Annotated in this window: 17 protein-coding genes; 10 read left to right on the forward strand and 7 right to left on the reverse strand. The window is 61.4% G+C overall.

Translation table 11 applies throughout. The features are described from left to right. The first annotated feature begins 1 nt into the window (after nucleotide 1). The 6 genes from ACQZ5G_RS20045 to purU all read left to right on the forward strand — a co-directional run bounded on the left by ACQZ5G_RS20045 (nucleotide 2) and on the right by purU (nucleotide 7567). On the forward strand, nucleotides 2–322 hold the full coding sequence (locus tag ACQZ5G_RS20045) for a sarcosine oxidase subunit delta (protein WP_003504489.1): 321 nt from the start codon (nucleotides 2–4) through the stop codon (nucleotides 320–322). Then, nucleotides 319–3309, forward strand: a complete 2991-nt coding sequence (locus tag ACQZ5G_RS20050) for a sarcosine oxidase subunit alpha (protein WP_448738693.1) — start codon at nucleotides 319–321, stop codon at nucleotides 3307–3309. Before ACQZ5G_RS20045 ends, ACQZ5G_RS20050 begins: the two co-directional genes overlap by 4 nt. Nucleotides 3310–3425: 116 nt before the next feature. Further along, complete coding sequence (locus ACQZ5G_RS20055; protein ID WP_448738692.1) at nucleotides 3426–3980, forward strand: sarcosine oxidase subunit gamma; 555 nt, start codon at nucleotides 3426–3428, stop codon at nucleotides 3978–3980. Between the two features lie 17 nt (nucleotides 3981–3997). After that, nucleotides 3998–5266 (forward strand): serine hydroxymethyltransferase, encoded by a 1269-nt coding sequence (gene glyA, locus ACQZ5G_RS20060; protein WP_448738691.1) that lies wholly within the window; start codon nucleotides 3998–4000, stop codon nucleotides 5264–5266. Beyond that, complete coding sequence (locus ACQZ5G_RS20065) at nucleotides 5267–6661, forward strand: L-serine ammonia-lyase (RefSeq protein WP_448738690.1); 1395 nt, start codon at nucleotides 5267–5269, stop codon at nucleotides 6659–6661. It abuts the gene before it with no gap. Between the two features lie 21 nt (nucleotides 6662–6682). After that, nucleotides 6683–7567, forward strand: a complete 885-nt coding sequence (gene purU, locus ACQZ5G_RS20070) for a formyltetrahydrofolate deformylase (protein ID WP_448733257.1) — start codon at nucleotides 6683–6685, stop codon at nucleotides 7565–7567. Between the two features lie 37 nt (nucleotides 7568–7604). Here purU and ACQZ5G_RS20075 read toward each other — a convergent pair whose 3' ends face one another. The 7 genes from ACQZ5G_RS20075 to ACQZ5G_RS20105 form a co-directional block, all read right to left on the reverse strand. Next, nucleotides 7605–8354, reverse strand: a complete 750-nt coding sequence (locus ACQZ5G_RS20075) for a siderophore-interacting protein (RefSeq protein ID WP_448738689.1) — start codon at nucleotides 8352–8354, stop codon at nucleotides 7605–7607. Further along, on the reverse strand, nucleotides 8351–10321 hold the full coding sequence (gene fhuB, locus ACQZ5G_RS20080; RefSeq protein WP_448738688.1) for a Fe(3+)-hydroxamate ABC transporter permease FhuB: 1971 nt from the start codon (nucleotides 10319–10321) through the stop codon (nucleotides 8351–8353). The genes ACQZ5G_RS20075 and fhuB overlap by 4 nt, the downstream gene beginning before the upstream one ends. Beyond that, on the reverse strand, nucleotides 10318–11208 hold the full coding sequence (locus tag ACQZ5G_RS20085; RefSeq protein WP_448738687.1) for an ABC transporter substrate-binding protein: 891 nt from the start codon (nucleotides 11206–11208) through the stop codon (nucleotides 10318–10320). The genes fhuB and ACQZ5G_RS20085 overlap by 4 nt, the downstream gene beginning before the upstream one ends. Further along, the gene (locus ACQZ5G_RS20090) at nucleotides 11208–13628 is read right to left on the reverse strand and encodes a TonB-dependent receptor (RefSeq protein ID WP_003522000.1); all 2421 of its coding nucleotides are present in this window, start codon (nucleotides 13626–13628) and stop codon (nucleotides 11208–11210) included. Before ACQZ5G_RS20090 ends, ACQZ5G_RS20085 begins: the two co-directional genes overlap by 1 nt. 116 nt (nucleotides 13629–13744) lie before the next feature. After that, nucleotides 13745–14701: a FecR family protein gene (locus ACQZ5G_RS20095; RefSeq protein ID WP_448738686.1), complete on the reverse strand. Its 957-nt coding sequence runs from the start codon at nucleotides 14699–14701 to the stop codon at nucleotides 13745–13747. A 151-nt stretch (nucleotides 14702–14852) separates the two neighbouring features. Beyond that, entirely contained in the window at nucleotides 14853–15356 is a 504-nt protein-coding gene (locus ACQZ5G_RS20100) for an RNA polymerase sigma factor (RefSeq protein WP_135398312.1), read from the reverse strand. A 303-nt stretch (nucleotides 15357–15659) separates the two neighbouring features. Continuing rightward, nucleotides 15660–16886: an MFS transporter gene (locus ACQZ5G_RS20105; protein WP_448738685.1), complete on the reverse strand. Its 1227-nt coding sequence runs from the start codon at nucleotides 16884–16886 to the stop codon at nucleotides 15660–15662. Nucleotides 16887–17007: 121 nt separating this feature from the next. Between ACQZ5G_RS20105 and ACQZ5G_RS20110 the strand changes: the two genes are divergently transcribed. The 4 genes from ACQZ5G_RS20110 to ACQZ5G_RS20125 all read left to right on the forward strand — a co-directional run bounded on the left by ACQZ5G_RS20110 (nucleotide 17008) and on the right by ACQZ5G_RS20125 (nucleotide 20750). Continuing rightward, nucleotides 17008–17601, forward strand: coding sequence for a TetR/AcrR family transcriptional regulator (locus ACQZ5G_RS20110; protein ID WP_003522004.1), 594 nt, complete (start codon nucleotides 17008–17010; stop codon nucleotides 17599–17601). 128 nt (nucleotides 17602–17729) lie between these two features. Further along, nucleotides 17730–18179, forward strand: a complete 450-nt coding sequence (locus ACQZ5G_RS20115) for a DUF1801 domain-containing protein (RefSeq protein ID WP_003522005.1) — start codon at nucleotides 17730–17732, stop codon at nucleotides 18177–18179. A 260-nt stretch (nucleotides 18180–18439) separates the two neighbouring features. Beyond that, nucleotides 18440–19492, forward strand: a complete 1053-nt coding sequence (locus tag ACQZ5G_RS20120) for an NAD(P)-dependent alcohol dehydrogenase (RefSeq protein ID WP_003522006.1) — start codon at nucleotides 18440–18442, stop codon at nucleotides 19490–19492. Between the two features lie 373 nt (nucleotides 19493–19865). Further along, a complete protein-coding gene (locus ACQZ5G_RS20125) occupies nucleotides 19866–20750 on the forward strand; it encodes an AraC family transcriptional regulator (protein WP_448738774.1) in 885 nt (294 codons plus the stop codon). Nucleotides 20751–20800 lie beyond the last annotated feature (50 nt).

A 20800-nucleotide genomic window follows, 5' to 3' on the forward strand; every position in this document is an offset into this window, starting at 1 on the left:
CATGCTGCTGATCCGCTGCCCCTATTGCAACGAAACACTGCCGGAAGCCGAATTCACCTATGCCGGGCAGGCCCATATTACCCGCGCGGCCGATCCCTCGTCGCAGACCGATGAACAATGGGAAGAATTCCTGTTCATCCGCGAAAACGTGAAAGGTCCGCATTTCGAGCGCTGGCGACACCTGCATGGTTGCGGGCGCTTCTTCAACGCCGTGCGTGATACGGTGAGCGATCGTTTCCTCACGACCTATCGGGCGGGCGAGCCGCGTCCTGAACTTTCTTCCCTGACCCGTGCACCAGCCAGTTCCGAGGTGTCGAAATGAACTCCTATCGCGTTTCCGGCCGTGGCCGTGTGGATGCCGCCCGCTCCGTGAGCTTCACCTTCGACGGCAAGACCTATCGCGGTGTGAAGGGCGATACGGTTGCCTCCGCGCTTCTCGCCAATGGCGTGCATCTGATGGGCCGCTCGTTCAAATACCACCGCCCGCGCGGCCCGGTGGCGGCGGGTTCCGAGGAGCCGAATGCGCTGATCGGCACCCGCCGCAGCGCCGGACGTTTCGAGCCGAACACCCGCGCCACGGTGCAGGAAATCTGGAACGGGCTGGAAACCACCTCGCAGAACAAATATCCGAGCCTGAAATTCGATATCGGCGCGGTCAACGACATGGCCTATATGCTGTTTTCGGCGGGCTTCTATTACAAGACCTTCATGTGGCCGAAGAGCTTCTGGAACAAGGTCTACGAGCCTTTCATCCGCGCGGCTGCGGGTCTCGGCGTTTCGCCGACGGAGGAGGACCCCGACACTTATGCCTCGCGCAACCTGCATTGCGATGTGCTGATCGTCGGCGCCGGTCCTGCCGGTCTCGCGGCAGCGCGCGCAGCGGCGGTCGATGGTCTGAAGGTCGTGCTGGTTGATGAAAATGCCGAAGCCGGTGGCACGCTGCTGTCGGAGCCGCAGGCGAAGATCGACGGCAAGCCCGCATGGAACTGGCTGGCGGATGAGCTGAAGGCGCTGAAGGAGCACGGCGTCAGGGTCATGACCCGCACGACGGCGATTGCCTATTACCACCAGAACATGATCGGCCTCTGCGAAAAGCTGACCGACCATCTGGAAACCGTGCCGAAGGATACGCCGCGCGAGCGCCTGTGGCGCGTTCGGGCGCGCCAGGTGGTGCTGGCGCAGGGCGCGCTGGAAAAGCCGCTGGTCTTCCACGGCAACGACCGGCCGGGCGTGATGCTGGCGGGCGCTGCCCAGACCTATCTCAACCGTTACGGCGTCAAGGTCGGCAACCGGCCGGTGGTGGTGACGAGCCATGACAGCGCCTGGTATGCGGCCTTCGATCTTCACGGCGCGGGCGCGCGCGTTCAGGCCATTGTCGATACCCGCGCCAAGGTGCGCGAGGAACTGGTGAACGAAGCGCGCGCGCTCGGCATTCCGGTCAAGCTGTCGCATACGGTCACGGCGACCTCGGGCCGCCTGCGGGTCAAGTCCGTCCGGGTCAATGCGGTCAATGGCGCGTCGGTCGGTGCGGGACAGGAGATTGCCTGCGACGCCGTGCTGATGTCGGGCGGCTGGACGCCGTCGCTGCATCTCTTTTCGCATACGCAGGGCAAGATCGCCTGGGACGACGAGCGGACTACGTTCCTTCCTGCCCTCACTAACGAGGATTGCGTGATTGCCGGGGCCGGGCGAGGGCTGTGGGGCATCGAGGCCGCGTTGAAGGACGGTGCGGAACGGGGTCGCGAAGTCGCCGCCGCACTCGGCAAGGCCGCCAATAGTTCCAGCCATGCGGTGGAACATGACCGTACCGGCAGCGGCGTCTCGCACACGGAACTGCCGAGCGACCGCGATGCCGGCAAGGCCAAGGCCTTCGTGGATTACCAGAACGATGTGACCGCCAAGGATCTGAGGCTCGCCGTGCGTGAGGGCATGCGCTCCATCGAGCATGTCAAGCGCTACACCACCAACGGCATGGCGACCGATCAGGGCAAGATGTCCAACATCAACGGTCTCAACATCGCGGCAGAAGCGCTGGGCAAGCGCCAGCCGCAGGTGGGGCTGACCACCTTCCGTCCGCCCTATACGCCAACGACCTTCGGAGCGTTTGCGGGTTATCACCGCGGCGCGCATTTCGAAGTGACGCGCAAGACACAGATCGACGGTTGGGCTGAGGAGCATGGCGCGGTTTATGAGCCGGTTGGGCAATGGCGTCGCGCCTGGTATTTCCCGAAACCGGGCGAAGACATGGATGCGGCGGTCGGGCGTGAATGCCGGGCGGTGCGTCAGAGCGTGGGTATTTTCGATGCCTCGACGCTCGGCAAGATCGAAGTGGTCGGTCCCGATGCGGTCGAGTTCATGAACCGCATGTATACCAATCCCTGGACGAAACTCGCTGCCAGCCGCTGCCGTTATGGCCTGCTGCTCGGCGATGACGGCTTCATTCGCGACGATGGCGTTATCGGCCGCATGACCGAGGACCGTTTCCATGTCACCACCACGACCGGCGGCGCCGCCCGCGTGCTGAACATGATGGAGGATTACCTCCAGACCGAATGGCCCGATCTCAATGTCTGGCTGACCTCGACCACCGAACAGTGGTCGACCATTGCGCTGAACGGCCCGAACGCGGCAAAGCTGCTTACGCCGCTGGTGGAAGGTGTCGAACTGACGGAAGAGGCTTTCCCGCATATGTCCTGCGTGGAATGCACCGTGGCCGGCATGCCGGCGCGGCTATTCCGGGTGTCGTTTACCGGCGAAATCGGCTTCGAGGTCAATGTGCCGGCGCCGCTCGGCCGCAAGCTCTGGGAAATCCTGTGGGAGGCCGGCCAGCAATATGGCATCACGCCTTACGGCACGGAAACCATGCATGTGTTGCGCGCCGAAAAGGGTTACATCATCGTCGGCCAGGACACGGACGGCACGGTTACGCCCTATGATGCGGCGATGGGCTGGGCCGTTGGCAAGAACAAGCCGGATTTCGTCGGCAAGCGCGGCCTTGCCCGCCCCGATCTCGTCGCCAAGGGCCGCCGTCACCTCGTCGGTCTTCTGACGGAGGACCGCTCGAAGCTGGAAGAGGGGGCGCAGATCGTCTTCGATCCGAAACAGCCGATCCCGATGAAAATGGTGGGTCACGTCACCTCCTCCTATCACTCGGATGCCGCAGGCCAGCCGATTGCGCTGGCGCTGGTTGAGGGCGGCCATGAGCGGATGGGCGAGACCGTTTATATTCCCATGCTGGACCGCACCATTGCCGCGAAAATCACCGGGATGGTCTTTGTCGATCCCGAAAATACCCGCCTGAAGATTTGACTAGCGCATATCCGGCGAACACAAGTTCGCCAGATATGCTATAACTCTTTGTTTTTGCGCATTTTCCGGACGCAAAGGCGAATTCGCCTTTACTGGAAATGCTCTAGGAGATGACAATGAACATGCGCGTTTCCTCCCCCGTTCCCGGCACGCTGGCCGAGAGCAAAGCAGCCCGGGTCAGCATTCTGGCCGCGCAGGCGCGGCTGTCGCTGCGCATGCGCGGCGATCTCGCCCCGCTCAACGCCGCCCTTGGCCTTACTCTGCCGGACCGGATCGGCCTCCGCGCCGCATCAGGCGACATCGAAGTCCTGCGCCTCGGTCCCGATGAATGGACCATTCTTACGGCGATAGGTGCGGTCGACGGGCTGATCGCGGCCTGCGCAGGTGTTTACGCCAGCCATCCGCATAGTCTCGTCGATATTTCCGGACGAGAAGTGACGCTCCTGATCGAAGGCCCGCAGGCCGCCGAATTGCTGACGCTGGGCTGCGCCCGCGACATTGACACGATTGCCGTTGGCGAGGGACGCCGGACGATTTTCGACGGCGTCAGCGTGGTGCTCTGGCGCGATGCGGAAAACCGTTTTCGCATGGATATCTGGAACAGTTTCGTATCGCATCTTGGCCATCTGCTTGAAACCGGCTGCAAGGAACTTGCGGCGGACATCGCCTGATCTCGAAGGAGGAAACAATGCTCAACCGACTGTCGCATAATACCGTTTCGGACACGGTGATCGCCGACGCCATCGCCGAGGAACTCGATCGCCAGAAGACGCAGATCGAGCTGATCGCTTCGGAAAACATCGTTTCCGCCGATGTTCTGGCGGCGCAAGGCTCGGTGCTGACCAACAAATATGCCGAGGGCTATCCCGGCAAGCGTTATTACGGCGGCTGCGAATTCGTCGATAAGGTCGAGGCGGTCGCCATCGACCGGCTGAAGCAGCTCTTCGGTGCGGAATTCGCCAATGTGCAGCCGCATTCCGGCGCGCAGGCCAATCAGGCGGTGTTTCTGGCGCTGCTTCAGCCCGGCGACCGGATCATGGGGCTTTCGCTGGCCCATGGCGGCCACCTGACGCACGGTTCGCCGGTCACCATGTCGGGCAAATGGTTCGATGTCGTCTCCTATGAGGTCGACGCCGAAACCCATCTGATCGATATGGAGAAGGTGCGGGCACGGGCGCTGGAGACGAAACCGAAGCTGATCGTGGCGGGCGCATCGGCCTATCCGCGTCAGATCGATTTCGCCGGCTTCCGCAGAATAGCCGACGAAGTCGGCGCTTATCTGATGGTCGATATGGCCCACTATGCCGGGCTGATCGCCGGTGGCAAATATCCGAACCCCGTGCCGCACGCCCATGTCGTCACCTCCACCACCCACAAGACCCTTCGCGGTCCGCGCGGCGGCGTGATCCTCACCAACGATGCCGATCTCGCCAAAAAGCTCAATTCGGCGGTCTTCCCCGGCAATCAGGGCGGTCCGCTGATGCACGTCATCGCCGCCAAGGCCGTGGCTTTCGGTGAGGCGCTGCGCCCGGACTTCGCGGATTACGCCGGTCAGGTCATCGCCAATGCGCAAGCCTTGGCCAAAGTGCTGACGAAGGGCGGTCTGGGGATCGTCTCGGGCGGAACCGACAGCCATATGGTGCTGGTCGATCTGCGCCCGAAAGGCGTGACCGGCAAGATCGCTGAAATCGCGCTGGAGCGGGCGGGGCTCACCTGCAACAAGAACGCCATTCCCAACGATCCGGAAAAGCCCTTCGTCACCTCGGGTATCCGGCTCGGCAGCTCCGCCGGCACCACACGCGGCTTTGGCGTCGCCGAATTCGAACAGATCGGTGCGCTGATCCTGCGTGTCATCGATGCGCTGGCGGCGAATGCCGAGGGTGACGCCGCAATCGAGGCCGACGTGCGGGCGCAGGTCGCAGCGCTTTGCGACGCCTTCCCAATCTACGGTTCGTAAATGTTTCTGTCGGTCTTCGATATATTCAAGATCGGCATCGGCCCATCGTCCTCTCATACGATGGGACCCATGGTCGCGGCCGCCCGGTTTCTTGACGATCTGCGCGGCGGCGACAAGTTCCCGGGGGCCGGAGACCTGTTCGGCCTGCGGGCGAGCCTGCATGGCTCACTCGCCTTCACCGGCAAGGGCCACGCGACGGATCGCGCGGTCATTCTCGGCCTGTGCGGGCTGAAGCCCGACACGCTCGATCCCGACCGGGTGGAGGAGATCGAGGCGGAAGTGCGCAGGACCGGCCTCGTCGAGCCCGAGGGGCTGCCGGCGCTGCGGTTCGATCCGGACAGGGATCTGGTCTTCGACTATGGCCCGCCGCTTCCCGGCCATGCCAACGGGCTGGTCCTCATTGCCTGCGACCGTCAGGGCAACACCTATCACCGGGAGGTCTATTATTCGATTGGCGGCGGCTTCGTCGTCACCGAAACGGAGCTTCAAAGGTCGGCCGGGGGATTGAGCGCCGGCAAGCAGCAGCCGGTGCCCTATCCTTTCAGCTCGGCGGCGGAAATGCTGCGCATGGGCCGCGCATCGGGCAAGACCATCGCTCAGATGAAGCGGGCGAATGAAGAGGTTGTTTACGGGCCGGAACTGGATGCGAGGCTGGACCGCGTCTGGGAGGTGATGGAAAGCTGCATCGAGCGGGGCCTGACGCAGGAGGGAATCCTGCCCGGCGGGCTGAAAGTGAAGCGCCGGGCGAAGGCTATCCATGCGCAATTGCAATCCGAGCGCGGGCTGAACCTCACCCAGCCGCATCAGGCCAATGACTGGATGAGCGTTTACGCCATGGCGGTGAATGAGGAAAACGCCGCCGGCGGGCGCGTCGTCACCTCTCCCACCAATGGTGCTGCGGGCGTGGTGCCGGCGGTGGCGCGCTATTATCTCGACCATTGCGTCGGTGCGCACCGCGAAGGCATCCGCGACCTTCTGTTGGTGGCGGCGGCAATCGGCGGTCTCATCAAACACAATGCCTCGATTTCGGGGGCGGAAGTCGGCTGCCAGGGCGAGGTGGGTTCGGCGGCGGCCATGGCGGCGGCCGGGCTTTGCGCGGTTCTGGGCGGCAGCAACGCGCAGGTGGAAAACGCCGCTGAAATCGCACTGGAGCATCATCTCGGCATGACCTGCGATCCGGCGGCCGGGCTCGTTCAGGTTCCCTGCATCGAACGCAATGCGCTGGGCGCCATCAAGGCCGTCTCGGCGGCCAGCCTTTCGCTGCGTGGCGACGGCACCCATTTCATGCCGCTCGACAATTGCATCACCGTGATGCGCGAGACCGGCCGCGACATGCATGTGAAATACAAAGAAACCTCGCAGGGCGGCATCGCCGTCAACCTGCCGGAGTGCTGATCCATCAAGGGGGAGCAGGATTTGACCACCTATATCATGAAAGTCGCTTGCCCGGCGCGCAGCGGCATCGTCGCCGCCGTATCCGGTTATCTCGCCCGGTCCGGCTGCAACATCAACGACAGTTCGCAATTCACCGACCAGGAGACGGGCCGTTTCTTCATGCGGTTGAGCTTCGTTTCCGAACAGGGATCGGGACGCGATGCACTGCTTGACGGCTTCGGTCCCGTCGCGGCCGATTTCGATATGGATTATGATATTCATGACCTTTCGCGAAAGACGAAGGTCGTCATCATGGTCTCGCGCTTCGGTCATTGCCTGAACGATCTGCTCTATCGTTCCCGCATCGGTGCGCTGCCGGTCGAGATCGTCGCCGTGATCTCCAATCATCTGGATTATCAGAAGCAGGTGGTGAACGAGGATATTCCCTTCCATCACATCCGCGTCACGCCGGAAACGAAGCCCGAGGCGGAAGCCGCGATCCTGCAGGTGGTGCAGGATACCGGAGCGGAGCTCGTGGTGCTGGCGCGCTACATGCAGGTCCTGTCGGACCGGCTGTGTCAGGAAATGTCAGGCCGCATCATCAACATCCACCATTCTTTCCTACCGTCTTTCAAGGGCGCCAATCCCTACAAACAGGCCTATGAGCGCGGCGTGCGGCTGATCGGCGCGACCGCCCATTACGTCACCGCCGATCTCGATGAAGGGCCGATCATCGAGCAGGATACGATCCGCGTGACCCATGCCCAGAGCGCGATGGATTATGTCAGCCTCGGGCGGGATGTGGAAAGCCAGGTTCTTGCGCGGGCCATCCACGCCCATATTCATCACCGGGTCTTCCTGAACGGAAACAGGACGGTCGTCTTTCCCGCGTCTCCCGGAGAACATGTGTCCGAACGCATGGGCTGAATGCGCGTTCTTGCGGAACCGTAATTCGCGTCCTTTCTCAGTGGCTCGTCGTCATGTCGTCCCGCCAGTAACAGGCGTTGAGATAACGTTTCTTGGACAGGACCGACAACTTGTCCCGAAAGTCCTGCCATTGGGAGAACGCATTGGCGAGCCACAGGAAATAATCGCTGGTGGAAGCGGCTGTCTCCATCGCCGCACCGCCAACATGTTCGATGAATTTCGCGGGTGATACCGTCGAGCGCGGTAACCAGTATATTTGCATGCCGGGCGGTGCGACGATGTCATATCGGCAATTCTCGGCCCGAAGGAAAATCTGGCCGTTAACATCCCCGGGCAGGTTCTCGCAGATGCGGGCAATGGCGGGTAAGGCCGTTTCATCCCCGGCCAGCAGATAGTTTTTTGCCGACTTCATTCCCAGTCCGCACGGGCCGGACATGCCGCAAAGCACGCCGGGACGCGCATTCCGGGCAAAGGAACATCCCGGCCCCGCATCCTCATGCAGAACGAAATCGATATCGATAAAGCCGCTATCGGGGTCTATCGCCCGGATCGTGTAATAACGGACAGCGAAGGCATCTGCGTGTTCCGCAGCATTTTTCGTGGCGGGCAGATTGCAGTCGAAGCTCTTGTTCTGCTTTGAGAAATAAAGCCTGACATGGAGGTTTTTCAGCGTATTGAAACGGTGAAGCCCGGTGCCGGTAAAGCGCAGGCGCTGCATGAAGGGGGCGAGGCGCTGGCTGTCGACCACTGTCAGAATCCTGAAACTGTCATCCGCGAATATGGTCATGCGCGCCTTCCGATAAGTACAAGCAAAAACGGCCCGCCAACCACCGTCGCCAGGAGGCCCGCGGGTATCTGAAACGGGAAGATGAGGTTGCGCCCCAGCCAGTCGGCGATGAGCAGGATAAGTCCGCCGATCAGCGCCGCCGCCGGCAATTGCGTGCCGGCGCGCTGGAAACCCGCAAGCCGCGCCAGATGCGGCCCCATCAGGCCGGCGAAACTCAAGGGTCCGACGAGGATCGTCGCGCTTGCGGTGAGAATGGCGGAAAGCGAGTAGAGACCGTTACGGCTCGCCACGACAGAGACGCCGGTATTTCGGGCGATATCTTCGCCAAGCGGCAGCACTTCCAGCCAGCGGCGAATGAAGGGGGTCAAAGCAAGCCCAACAGAAAGCAGGACCGCCGCCATGACGGCTTCACCGGGCGCGACCGCATAGGTGGAGCCGGAAAGCCAGGCGAGAAGCTGACCGAGCCTCGGGTCCTGTGATGTCATCAATACCGCCATGACGAAACCGGAGACGGAACTGAGCGCAATGCCGATCAGCAGCAGCCGGTCGCCGGAAAAACCCGGCTTGCGCGACAGGGTCAGCATCAGCAGCAAAACCGTCAGCGAACCCGCCGCACCCGCGAGGATTTGCGCGCCACGGGTGGGGGCGGCAAGGGTGAGAAGAACCAGAATGACGCCGAGCATCGCCCCTGACGAGACACCCAGCACCTCCGGCGATGCCATGGTATTGCCGGTGACACGTTGCAGAATGGCGCCGGCGAGTGCGAGCATGGCCCCGCCGCTGAAGGCGGCAAGCGCCCTCGGCCAGCGCCAGCCGAGACCATGCAGATCGTAAAGTCCCGATAAAAACCAGCCCTCCGTGTTTTTCCCGACGGCGAGTGCGACGCCGGCGGCGACGCAGAGAATGGCGATGAGACCGAGCAAAGCCGGAATGGGCGAGGCAAGGCGCGCTGCCGCCGGCTGCGCGCCCGGCTGCGGCGGGGCCGGCATCTTCAGCCGCTGGATCAGCGCGAACATCAGCGGCGCACCGAGAAGAGCGGTGACGGCGGCGGTCGGGAACAATCGATAGGTGACGGGAAAAAACAGGACGATCTGGTCGGTCAAGGTCAGCAGCAACGCGCCAAGTGCTGCCGAATAACCGAGCTGCGCCGCCATTCGCCTTGCGCCGCAGGCGCGCGCGAGCGCGGGGGCGGCAAGGCCGATAAAGCTGATGATGCCGACGGAGGCGGTGACCACCGCCGTCAAGGCCGCCGCTACCACCAGCGTCAGCAGGCGGTAGGCGGCAAGCGACAGGCCGAGGCTTTTTGCATTGGCGTCCTCAAGCGTCATGATCGTCAGGGGGCGAAGAAGCAGCGCAACTGCAAGGACGAGCACGGCGAGACGGGGGGCCAGAAAGGAGACAGCGCTCCAGTCCTGCTGATTGAGATATCCAGCACCCCATAAAAAGATGCTGACGAGAAAATCATGGTTGAACAGCACCAAAACGGCGCTCGCAGCACCGCAATAGAGGCTGACGATCATGCCCGCCAGCGTCACCGTCACGGGCGACAGGCCCTTGCGCCAGGAGAGTGCAAGGATCGCCAGAAGCGACAGCGCCGCGCCCGCAAAGGCGATCCATTCCTGTGCGCCCATCCATTGCGGGAACCAGAGCGTGGCAATGGCAAGCAGCAGATAGGAACCGGCCGAAATGCCGAGCGTCGCCGGCTCGGCAAGCGGATTGCGCAGAATGTTTTGCAGGATCGCCCCGACAAGGCCGAGCGTCGCGCCGGTCATCAGCGCCACCACGATCCTCGGCAGCAAGGTATTGTGCAGCAGCACCTGTGCCGTCATGTCGGGATCGGGAAAAAACAGGGCTGCAAGCGGCGTCCCATCGGGCATGCGCAGGAACAGGTTGAAGCCGGCAAGGCCCGTGCAGACGATGGCGAGCGATGTGACGACGATCGCGGATATGTTCGCCGTCCTCTTCATGGCGATGCCTCACCGGCAAGGGCTGCGGAAACGAGGCGGGCGAAACGTTTTGCCGGCGGCAATCCGCCGTAAAACAGCACGTCCCTGATACGCACCAACCGGTTTTCGCGAATGAAGGGCAGGCTTTTGATGACCGGCGCGTTGAGAAGCGTATCCAGCTTCTCGCTGCTGGTATCGCCGATGCACAGAAGCCGCGCCTGCGGATGGCGGGAAAGCTGGTCGGCCGTCACTGTCGTATGACCGTATTGCGAGGTGTAACCATCCCAGGCGTTCTCGATGCCGAATTGATCGAGAACATTCTGGAAAAGGCTGTTCCTGCCGAAAACCAGCAGTCGCCTGCCATCTATGACCGTCGCCAACAGCAGAGGCCGTCCGTCATAGGCGGAGAGCCGTGCGCGTGCCTGCTGCATCTCCGCGTCGAAACTTTCCTGAAACGCGCCAAACCGGCCGGGATCGCCGATCCGCGCGGCGAGCGCGATGAGAGCGTTCCTGCCACTGATTAAATGGTTCTCGCCCGCAGTGACGCCGGAATCGAAAAGGTGGGTGGGGGCGATGGCGGCAAGCCGGCCGGCAGCCATGGTGAAATCGTCGCTGTGCAGGATGAGGCTTGGCCGAAGATAGTCCACAAGTTCCAGATTGGGCTCGGACCGCAATCCAAGCTCGGCGACCGAGGGCGACAGCGCCGGTTCGACGACGAGACTGCCATAACGTTCCAGTTCCGGCATGGCTGCGGGCTGCACGCCAAGCGCCAGCAGGTTCTGCCCGCTCACCCAGTCCATGGCGACGATGCCGCCGGAACGGGCGGCCGATGACGGTCGGTTTGTAAGGAAAAAAGCACCTGTCCCGCAAAGCAGCGCTCTGCGGGACAGGGAACTGCGCAGCATCATCAGAATTTCGCCTGAACCGAGAAGGAGACGGTTCTCGGGGCTCCGAGATAATAGCTGTTCTGCCAGTAGTTCTCATCGGTGATGTTGCTGACATTCAGCCGGAATGTCAGCGGATTGCCGAAGTTTTCGGTGGTGTAACGCAATCCGAGATCGGCGGTGACATAGGAGGAAAGGCGGTCGTTGTTTTCGGATGTCGCCCATTGTTTGCCGGTGTAATAGAGGCCGCCGGTCAGGAAGAGACCTTCGACGGTGGGAACCTCATATTCGGCATAGACCTTGGCCAGAACATTGGCGACGTTCATGGGGCGCTTGCCGTCATAGGTTCCACCTTCAACCTTGGCGTCGAGGAATGTCACGCCGCCGAGAATGGTAAGGTCATCCGTCACCTTGCCGGTCGCCGTGAACTCGATGCCGCGATGGCGCTGGCGGCCGTCCTGCGTGTAGACATTGGCATCCGTCGTCAGTTCGTAGGCCTTGGAGATGTCGAACAGCGCCGCCGTCAGCAGCATGTCGCCGACATCGCCCTTGATGCCGATTTCCTTCTGCTTGCTGACCATGGGGGCGAGAATCTGCCCGCTATTTGCGGCCGTGTCCGGCGCGACGCCGCCCTGCTCGAGGCCTTCGATATAGCTGCCGTAGAGCGTCACCGCCTCCACCGGCTTGAACAGCAGCGAGGCTGAGGGCGAGAGCCTTGCTTCATCGTAATCCGGTGCGGAGCGGGCGCCGCTGCTGTCCAGCGACTGGCTCTGGATCATGCTGTAATTGGCGCCGACGAGGGCCGACCATTGTTCGTCGAATTCGATCTGGTCGCCGACGACGAAGTTATGATTGCGCACATAGCCGGACTTGTAGAGCGTGCCGGTGTTTGGCGGGAAAGTCGGCTCGGCAATATGCCGTGGAGAAGACAGGGGGAAAGACGGCTGCCAGCCGGTATTGGGGTTGTAAGTCGTACCCCAGTCCTTGCCCTGATACATGTAATAGCCGGCGGTCAGCTTGTGGGAGACCGCGCCGGTGTCGAAGGAGACGTCCGCGAAAATATTCGCAGCGTCGAAGACGTTTTTTGTCCTGCCGGAGCGAATTGCGATCTGGGAATATTCCTCCGCGGACTGGACAAGATTCATCGTATGATCCTGAACCGGCCGGTCGATATATTCCCGCATATATCCGCCGCGCAGGGTAATGGCGTCGTTCACATCGTAGGTGAGCTTGGCCGAGTATCGTTTTTTCTCGATTTCGTCGTGAATCCAGGGCTGGCTCCAGTTCCTGCTGGCGTCGGGCGCATCGCCATGCAGCACACCGTCTGCGAAAGCCCAGTAAGAGTTGGCGGCGTCCAGCTTGTATTTGCTGTAGGACGCATTGAGTTCGAGCTTCAGACGGTCGGTAATGTTCCAGTCGAAAGCGCCGCTTGCCAGAAAGCGGTCGACATTCTGGTCGTCGATGGCCGTGTCTCCCGCCGAACGGACGATATTGAGGCGATAACCCATGTCGCCCTCCGGATCGATGCGGCCGCCGAAATCGCCATGGACGAAGGCCTGCGCGCCGCCGTAATTGCCGACCGTCACGCTGTTCAAACGTTCCTGCGTCGGGCGCTTGTAGACATAGTTGATCATGCCGGCCGGCGAGGCCGCGCCATAGAGAAAGCCCGAAAGGCCGGAAAGAACCTCGGTGCGTTCCTTGTCTTCCAGCACCGTCGCGTGGCTGTAGGAGCGGCGGAAGCCGTCTTCGGCGGTGTCATAGGTGGTGAAGCCGCGAATATTGGCCATCGGCGCCCAGCCGGACATCTGCGGCGTCTGGCTGCGGATGGTCGGCAGGACGCGGTAGATGTCTTCCGGGGATTGCGCCTGGATATTCTGGATCAGCTCCCTCGGCGCGACGGTGACGGAAAACGGCGTATCGCGAATGGCTGTCTGTCCGAGCAGGCCGAGAGAGGACAGGGTTTCCGTGCGGTAGCCATCCTGCGCCAGCCCGTCCTGCTGCAATACGGATGCGCCACGCGTGCCCTGAACCGTAATGGGTGCGAGAAGGGTGGAGTTTCCGGCTGCCGCAGCACTTGCCGCGCTGACCGGCGCGGCGATGACGACGGAGGTGGCGTCGGTGAAGGAATAAACGAGGCCGGTGCCGCGCAGAAGCTCCACGATAGCCTGCTCGCGGGTTGTCGCGCGGCTGACGCCCTGCGAAAGTTTTCCGCGTGCAATCGAGGCATCGTAGGAAATCTGCGTTCCCGACAGTTTTCCGAAGGTTGCCAGCGATTTGTTCAGCGGGCCGGCCGGAACCGAATAAACCGCCTGCGCAAAGGCCGGCTGTGCCGCGATGCCGGCGGCGAGCGCCGTGGTCGTCGCCAGAAAGGCGAAAAACAGCGCGCCACGACCCTTACGACCCCTGTTTGTACCCTTATGAGCCGATGAGAACTCATTCCCCATGTGAAAGCCACTCCATTAAATCTGTCCCCGGAGACCGGCCGGCCTATGCTGGCGACGGGTTCTCTGAGGACAATACGAATGGCGTTCGAAAATTTTCCTCTTTTTCTCAAGTTTTCTTAGATGGAGGAAATAACGGTCAAAAACGGCGTGACGGCCCGCACCTTTCCGCCGAATGGCCGCACCACCGCATCGAGCGCGCGGATGGGGTCGGCAAGATCGAAGACGCCGCTGACGACGTTGTTTTTCAGGGCAGGGGTGGCGATGACCACCTTGCCTTTTTGCCAGCGGGCGATGCGATTGACCACCGCCGCGACCGTCTCCTTCTCGGCAATGAGCATGCCCGTGCGCCATGCCGCGATTTCCGAAGCCTCCCTGACGCCGCGATCCATACGGCGCGATGCCTGGTCGTAGGTCAGCCAGTCGCCTGCCGCCAGTTTCTCTCCCTCGGGAGAAGGCAGATCGGGCGATGTGGCCAGAACTAGCCCATGATCGACGGAGACGGAGATGGAGAGATCGTCGCCTGAAACGTCGAAAGCAGTCCCGAGCGCCGTGGCGGTCAACGGTCCGTAGGCGACGGAGAAGGGGCGCGAGGCATCGGGTATGACATCGAAATAGGCCATGCCGGCGAGGAGGTTTACCCGTCTTGCCCGCTCACCGAAATCGATGGCGATTGCGCTGTCCGGTCCAAGCGTGACCATGCTGCCGTCCTCGAGGAGAATTTCTCTGATCTCGGCCGTCGAGGTCAGGTAGTCGGCGCGGGCGCGTAACGTCACATAGGGTGCCAGCACCGAACCGCCTGCCGCCGCACCGAGACAGAGCACGCCTCCGACAAGCAGAAGACGCCGGTTGGGGTCGAAGCCCTTTTGCGAGGAACGGGCCTCCTCGGCCAGAATCTGGCCGGTCATGCCGTGGATTGCGGCGACCTTCGCCCAGGCGGCGGCATGGGCCGGTCCGCGCTCGATCCACGCGCGTGCCGTTTCAATGGCGACGGGATTGCCGGGATCGTTCTGCAGGCGAATGGCAATATCCGCAGCTTCACGAAACAGGCGCCGTTCTTCCGACACTTCGTTCATAGGGAGCCTTTCAGGATTGCCGGAGACCGGACAATGTCACAGCCTTTGATATATACGAATGAGAGGCCGCATATTTCCGAATGAAAGAAGTTTAATGCGCAGGCTGGCGATTAAACGGCGATATCTAGGGCAAGACGACGGTTCCCGTCCTCTACAGACCGTTCAGGCGATCCTCTATGTGTTCATAGGCGTCGCGGATCAAAACCCAGGTGCGGGTGGTGGACATTCCGAGCTTCTGCGCAACTTCGCTGATCGTCAGGCCGCCCATCCGGTGCAGCTGGAAGGCTTCGCGCACCCGCCGCGGCAGTTCCGAAAGCGCCTGTTCCACCAGTTGCAGCCGCTGGCGGTCATAGACGATGGTTTCGGCCGATGGCGACGGATCGATGATGGCATCGAAGGCATTTTGCGGCAGGTCGACACGGCGGAGACTGCGTTCGCGGCGATAATGATCGATGCTGAGATTGCGCGCCACCGTATAGAGATAGGATTTGGGATTGTGGGAAGCGGCACTTGCCGGCGGCGGTGAGGCAAGCACCTTCAAAAACGCATCCTGCGCCAGATCGGATGCCGTTTCAGGATCGATGCCCCTGCTGCGCAGGGACCTGACAATGCCCTTCGCATATAGCCGGAACAATTCCTGCAGATCCCAACTCAAGAGCCTTGCCTTCCGGTAATCGACCCCGTGCCTGCCCGGTGAACGGACGGTCGGCGTGTCGAACGATGCAGCCGTCGGTCGATTATGTGCAATCGGTGCCGAATTCGAGAATATGCGAAGCGACGGCTTCGATAAGCAGGATCGCCCCGCAGGCATGATATCATCGGCCGTTGATGTTGCCGGTATCATGCTTGCGGGGCGACGGTAAAGTAAAACAGTCGCTGTACTATGGATTAGTCTGTGACCTTTCCTCCGTATATATCAATTACCGCGATGAAGGAGGCGGACTACAAGCAAAGGCTGTTATTCGGCGGGTTGCGCCACGGCCTCCATATCCGACCGTCCGCGATCTCCGGAGAGGCTGCGCTGGCCGAGCGCGATGATGGCGACTGTCGAAAGGCTTGCGGCGACGGACACCCAGAAACCGTTATCCGGGCCGAAATTGTCGATCACCCAGCCGGAGACGAAGGCGCCGAGGGCCATGCCGATACCGATGCCGGTCATCACCCATGTCACGCCTTCCGTCAGCATCGATTCCGGCACGCGGCGCTCGATCAGGCCGAATGAGGTGATGAAGATCGGCGAGATTGCAACGCCGCTGAGGAAAACGGCGAAAGCGAGAAGTGCTACCGAGGTGTTGGCCACAAGCAGCGGCAGGGCGGTGAGTGCAAGCACGCTGACGGCGATCAGCAATTGCCGTTGCAGTGGCATTTTGGGGTTGAGCGCGCCGAGAATGAGGCCGACCACGAAGGAGCCGATGGCATAGACGCCGATGACGAGGCTGGCGGCTTCCGGTTGACCAAGCGCCTTGGTGATTGCGACGGCGCTTACCTCGGCCGTTGCGAAAGTGGAGCCGACGAAGATCAACGCAAGCGTGATGATCTGGACCGGGCGCAGGAAGATGGCCGAACGCTGCCGGCGGCCGCTTTCAACCGGCCGCACCTTGGGCTCGGTCGAGCGTTGCAGGAGGAAGGCAAAGGTGCCGAGCGCCAGGAAGGTGGTGCTGATCATCATGCCCGCTTCCGGAAAGAGCGAAACCGCAAGGCCAACGGAAAGCGAGGCGCCGGAGATGTAGACAAGTTCGTCGGCGGCGGATTCGAAGGCGAAGGCGGTGTTCAGCTCCGGCCGGTCGCGGAAGATTTCCGTCCAGCGGGCGCGCATCATGGCGGGAATGCTCGGCATGGCGGCGGCGAGGAAGGCGGAAAGGAACAGCGTCCAGGCGGGCCATCTCTGATTTGTCGCGGTAATCAGCGCCGCAAAGGCGATGACCGAGACGATGGTGGCGGGGATGAGGACCTTGCTCTGCCCCTTGCGGTCCACCAGCCGGGAGATTTGCGGGGAGAGGGCGGCATTGGTCAATGCGAAGGTTGCCGAGACGGCGCCGGCCAGCCAATATTCGCCATGAGTCTGGGAAAGCATGGCGACGATGCCGATCGGGGCCATGGCAATGGGAAGGCGGGCGAAGAAACCGGCGGCGGAAAAGCCTTTTGCGCCTGGAGCCCGGAAAATTTCTCTGTATGGATTAGACATCGGGATGCACCTTGTTCTAAGGGTGTCCACCACATACATACGTGGCGTATGTGAATGAGATAATTGCATACGACGCGTATGTCAACTAATATACGCGTCGTATGTGGAAAATGGAGAAGAAATGCGCAAACCTCGCAGTGAAATGATTGCCGAGACGCGGGCGAAGCTTCTGGCTGCCGGCCGCAAGGCCTTTGGCAGCATCGGTTATGCGGAAGCGTCGATGGACGACTTCACCGCCGAAGCTGGTCTCACCCGTGGCGCGCTCTATCACCATTTCGGCGACAAGAAAGGCCTGTTGCTGGCGGTTGTGGCCGAGATCGATGCGGAGATGACGAAGAGGCTCTGCGACATCTCCTCGAGGGCCGCGACCCGATGGGAGGGTTTTGTCGAGGAGAATGTCGGTTATGTGCGCATGGCTCTCGAACCGGAAATCCAGCGGATCATGTTTCGTGACGGGCCGGCTGTGCTCGGCGATCCGTCGCGCTGGCCCAATGCCAATGGCTGTATCTCGGCTGTCGCCCGAAGCCTGGATGCGCTCCGGGAAGAAGGCACCATCGGCGACATCGATCCGGAGGCATGCGCCCGCTTCATCAATGCGGCGAGCAGCAGCGCCGCCCAATGGATAGCCAATTCCGACGACCCGGAAACGACCTCGAAACGGGCTGTCGATAGTTTCCGGACCTTTCTGGAGGGATTGCGGGTCAGGAAAGACTGACCCGCAGCTGCCGATCTGTTATTCCGGGTCGGCGAGGCGATCATCACGGAAAATGTGTAGAAATATCTGGAATAGACACAGCTCATGCTATCGGTAGCACTTGTTGTGATACCCATGAGGCCAAGGTGATGGTCGGCAAGAAGTCAGACAAAGTCTCCGGAAGCGAGCCATCGGTTGCGACGCAGAAGCTTCTGTCGGGCGGCAATCCTCAGATTGCAAAAGGATATGGCGACACCCCGGTGCAGGCCTATATCGCCGCCATGCCGGGTTGGAAAAGCGCGGTCGGTGGCCGTATCGACCGGCTGATCCAAGGTGTCGTGCCCGGTGTGCGCAAGGCTGTGAAGTGGAATTCGCCCTTTTACGGCATGGAGGACGACATCTGGTTCCTCAGCCTTCACTGCTTCACGAAATATATCAAGGTGACCTTCCTTAACGGTGCATCCTTGCAGCCTTTGCCGCCCGGCACCTCCAAACATCCGAAAGTCCGTTACCTCGATATCCGCGAGGATGCGTTCGATGAAGCGCAGTTCGTGGAGTGGGTGAGGCAGGCAAGCGTGTTGCCCGGCGAAAAAATGTGAGCGAACGGGTTTACCGGTCCCAGAGGCTTTCAAGCACGCGATGATCGCGAAATGGGCGGACGAATCATGCCGGTTTTCCTGCCTCTTAAGGATCGTGTCGCGCCGCGGATGATGAGAAATCGCGGGCTGTCCGATACAGTTTTTCCGGAGTGAAGAAAAACCGGCGGATCTGGCCGATTTCTGTTTACTTTTGCCGGGGTTGCACGCCATCACGCTCACTGAATTCGCTGCCAGACGTATCGCAAACCACGGAGGATGAGATGAAGGCACTGGTGCTGGAAGAAAAAGGCAAGCTCTCGCTCAGGGATTTTGATATTCCGGGTGGAGCAGGATCCGCTGAACTCGGGCCCAGGGATGTGCGCATCCGCACCCACACGGTCGGCATCTGCGGCTCGGACGTCCATTATTACACCCATGGCAAGATCGGTCATTTCGTCGTCAACGCGCCGATGGTGCTGGGCCATGAAGCGTCTGGAACGGTGATCGAAACCGGCGACGAGGTGACGCATCTGAAGGTGGGCGACCGCGTCTGCATGGAGCCCGGCATACCCGATCCCACATCGCGCGCCTCCAAGCTCGGCATCTACAATGTCGACCCGGCTGTCCGCTTCTGGGCGACGCCGCCGATCCATGGCTGCCTGACGCCTGAGGTCATTCATCCCGCCGCCTTCACTTACAAGCTGCCCGACAATGTGTCCTTCGCCGAAGGCGCCATGGTCGAACCCTTCGCCATCGGCATGCAGGCGGCGCTCCGGGCTCGTATCCAGCCGGGCGATATCGCTGTCGTCACCGGGGCAGGTCCGATCGGCATGATGGTGGCGCTGGCAGCACTTGCCGGCGGTTGCGCCAAGGTCATCGTTGCCGACCTCGCCCAGCCGAAGCTCGATATCATCGGTGCCTATGATGGCATCGAAACCGTCAACATCCGCGAACGCAATCTTGCCGAGGCCGTCTCGGCGGCGACCGACGGCTGGGGCTGCGATATCGTCTTCGAATGCTCGGGCGCAGCACCCGCCGTGCTCGGCATGGCGAAGCTGGCGCGGCCGGGCGGCGCGATCGTGCTGGTCGGCATGCCTGTCGATCCGGTTCCGGTCGATATTGTCGGCCTGCAGGCCAAGGAACTGCGGGTTGAAACGGTTTTCCGTTATGCCAATGTTTACGACCGGGCAGTTGCGCTCATCGCCTCCGGCAAGGTCGACCTGAAGCCGCTGATTTCCGCGACAATTCCCTTTGAAGACAGCATTGCCGGTTTCGACCGTGCGGTTGAAGCACGGGAAACGGATGTGAAACTGCAGATCGTGATGCCGCAGTAACGAAAGAAGCCAGCCGCTGATGATTGAGCGGCAAAGACGTTGCGGAAAAGTATGAGTGTAGCCTGCCGGCATCCGGCAGGCTACACGTCAAAATTTCAACGAAAATCGCTTCCGGTTGCGCATTGTTTGAGCGCATCACGCCAAATTGAGCGGAAAAATCGGCCCCATCGCCGCGTTTATGGTCAGCCCTTTCGGGCGACTCTTCAATTTTCGACAAAAAAGAGTCAAAAAAGTATCGGCAATTTCTTCGGCGTGATGTGGATGTACCGCAGCCGCCCGCCATATGCTCCTCATCAACGCCGGGGACGAGCCATAAAGAGGAAATGGCTCCTGTCCGCAAATACGGCGGACGCGACTGATGGGAGGAACCATGATGCAGCCCGATCTGGAACTGGTGCACATCCGCAAGGGCGAATCCTTCGCCGCCTGGCGGCATGGCTATCCGTTCCGCACCGTGCGCTGGCATTATCATCCCGAATACGAAATCCATCTGGTCGTCGCCACGTCAGGCACGTTTTATATCGGTGATTTCGTCGGCCGTTTCGGCCCCGGTCAGCTCATCATGACCGGTCCCAATCTCCCCCAGAACTGGATCAGCGAGATCGAGCCGGACGAAATCGTGCCGACACGCTCTCTCGTGATCCAGTTTCCGGAGGCTTTCATCGAGGATGCCTGCACCTCCATGTCCGAGATGGAGGTGGTGCGTGCGCTGCTGGACCGCAGCCGCCGCGGCATTCTGTTCGACGATGAGACAAGCGATCGCGTTCGTCCGCTGATCCTTCGGCTGATCGAGGCGCAGGGGCTGACGCGTCTGGCGCTTTTCTGGGAAATTCTCGATCTGCTGGTCAACGCGCCGTCTTCCGAGGTGCTGGCGAGCCTGAGCTATGAGCTGGACCTGACCGGCATCGGCGACAGCGGCATCAACCGCGCGCTGTCGCATCTGCGCCAGCATCTGACCGAACAGGTCGAGGAAATCGACCTCGCCGACATGGTGGGCCAGAGCCCGAGCGCGTTTTCCCGCGCCTTCAAGCGCCACACGGGAACGACGCTGGTGCGGTATCGCAATCAGTTACGCATCGATCTTGCCTGCCAGATGCTGCTGGCGGATCAGGAGGTCAAGGTGGCGGAGGTCTGCTACGATGTGGGCTTCTCCAATCTTTCGAATTTCAACCGGCATTTCCTGAAATTGAAGGGAATGTCGCCGTCGAGGTTCCGCACCGTATTCGCAGCCCAGAAGGCAGCGGTCATGGCGGATTAAACCAGCGACACATCGCCGATTTTTTAGAATTCGGGCAGAGGGCTGTCCGG

This window comes from Agrobacterium sp. 22-214-1 (genome assembly GCF_053522465.1).

Excerpts from the sequence above, each read along its gene's own strand:
- ACQZ5G_RS20050 (WP_448738693.1), top strand. The coding sequence starts at position 319 with ATGAACTCCTATCGCGTTTCCGGCCGTGGCCGTGTGGATGCCGCCCGC.
- ACQZ5G_RS20090 (WP_003522000.1), bottom strand. The coding sequence starts at position 13,628 with ATGGGGAATGAGTTCTCATCGGCTCATAAGGGTACAAACAGGGGTCGT.
- ACQZ5G_RS20120 (WP_003522006.1), top strand. The coding sequence starts at position 18,440 with ATGAAGGCACTGGTGCTGGAAGAAAAAGGCAAGCTCTCGCTCAGGGAT.
- ACQZ5G_RS20095 (WP_448738686.1), bottom strand. The coding sequence starts at position 14,701 with ATGAACGAAGTGTCGGAAGAACGGCGCCTGTTTCGTGAAGCTGCGGAT.
- ACQZ5G_RS20065 (WP_448738690.1), top strand. The coding sequence starts at position 5,267 with ATGTTTCTGTCGGTCTTCGATATATTCAAGATCGGCATCGGCCCATCG.
- ACQZ5G_RS20110 (WP_003522004.1), top strand. The coding sequence starts at position 17,008 with ATGCGCAAACCTCGCAGTGAAATGATTGCCGAGACGCGGGCGAAGCTT.
- ACQZ5G_RS20045 (WP_003504489.1), top strand. The coding sequence starts at position 2 with ATGCTGCTGATCCGCTGCCCCTATTGCAACGAAACACTGCCGGAAGCC.
- ACQZ5G_RS20075 (WP_448738689.1), bottom strand. The coding sequence starts at position 8,354 with ATGACCATATTCGCGGATGACAGTTTCAGGATTCTGACAGTGGTCGAC.
- ACQZ5G_RS20055 (WP_448738692.1), top strand. The coding sequence starts at position 3,426 with ATGAACATGCGCGTTTCCTCCCCCGTTCCCGGCACGCTGGCCGAGAGC.
- ACQZ5G_RS20105 (WP_448738685.1), bottom strand. The coding sequence starts at position 16,886 with ATGTCTAATCCATACAGAGAAATTTTCCGGGCTCCAGGCGCAAAAGGC.
- ACQZ5G_RS20125 (WP_448738774.1), top strand. The coding sequence starts at position 19,866 with ATGCAGCCCGATCTGGAACTGGTGCACATCCGCAAGGGCGAATCCTTC.
- glyA (WP_448738691.1), top strand. The coding sequence starts at position 3,998 with ATGCTCAACCGACTGTCGCATAATACCGTTTCGGACACGGTGATCGCC.
- fhuB (WP_448738688.1), bottom strand. The coding sequence starts at position 10,321 with ATGAAGAGGACGGCGAACATATCCGCGATCGTCGTCACATCGCTCGCC.
- ACQZ5G_RS20085 (WP_448738687.1), bottom strand. The coding sequence starts at position 11,208 with ATGATGCTGCGCAGTTCCCTGTCCCGCAGAGCGCTGCTTTGCGGGACA.
- ACQZ5G_RS20115 (WP_003522005.1), top strand. The coding sequence starts at position 17,730 with ATGGTCGGCAAGAAGTCAGACAAAGTCTCCGGAAGCGAGCCATCGGTT.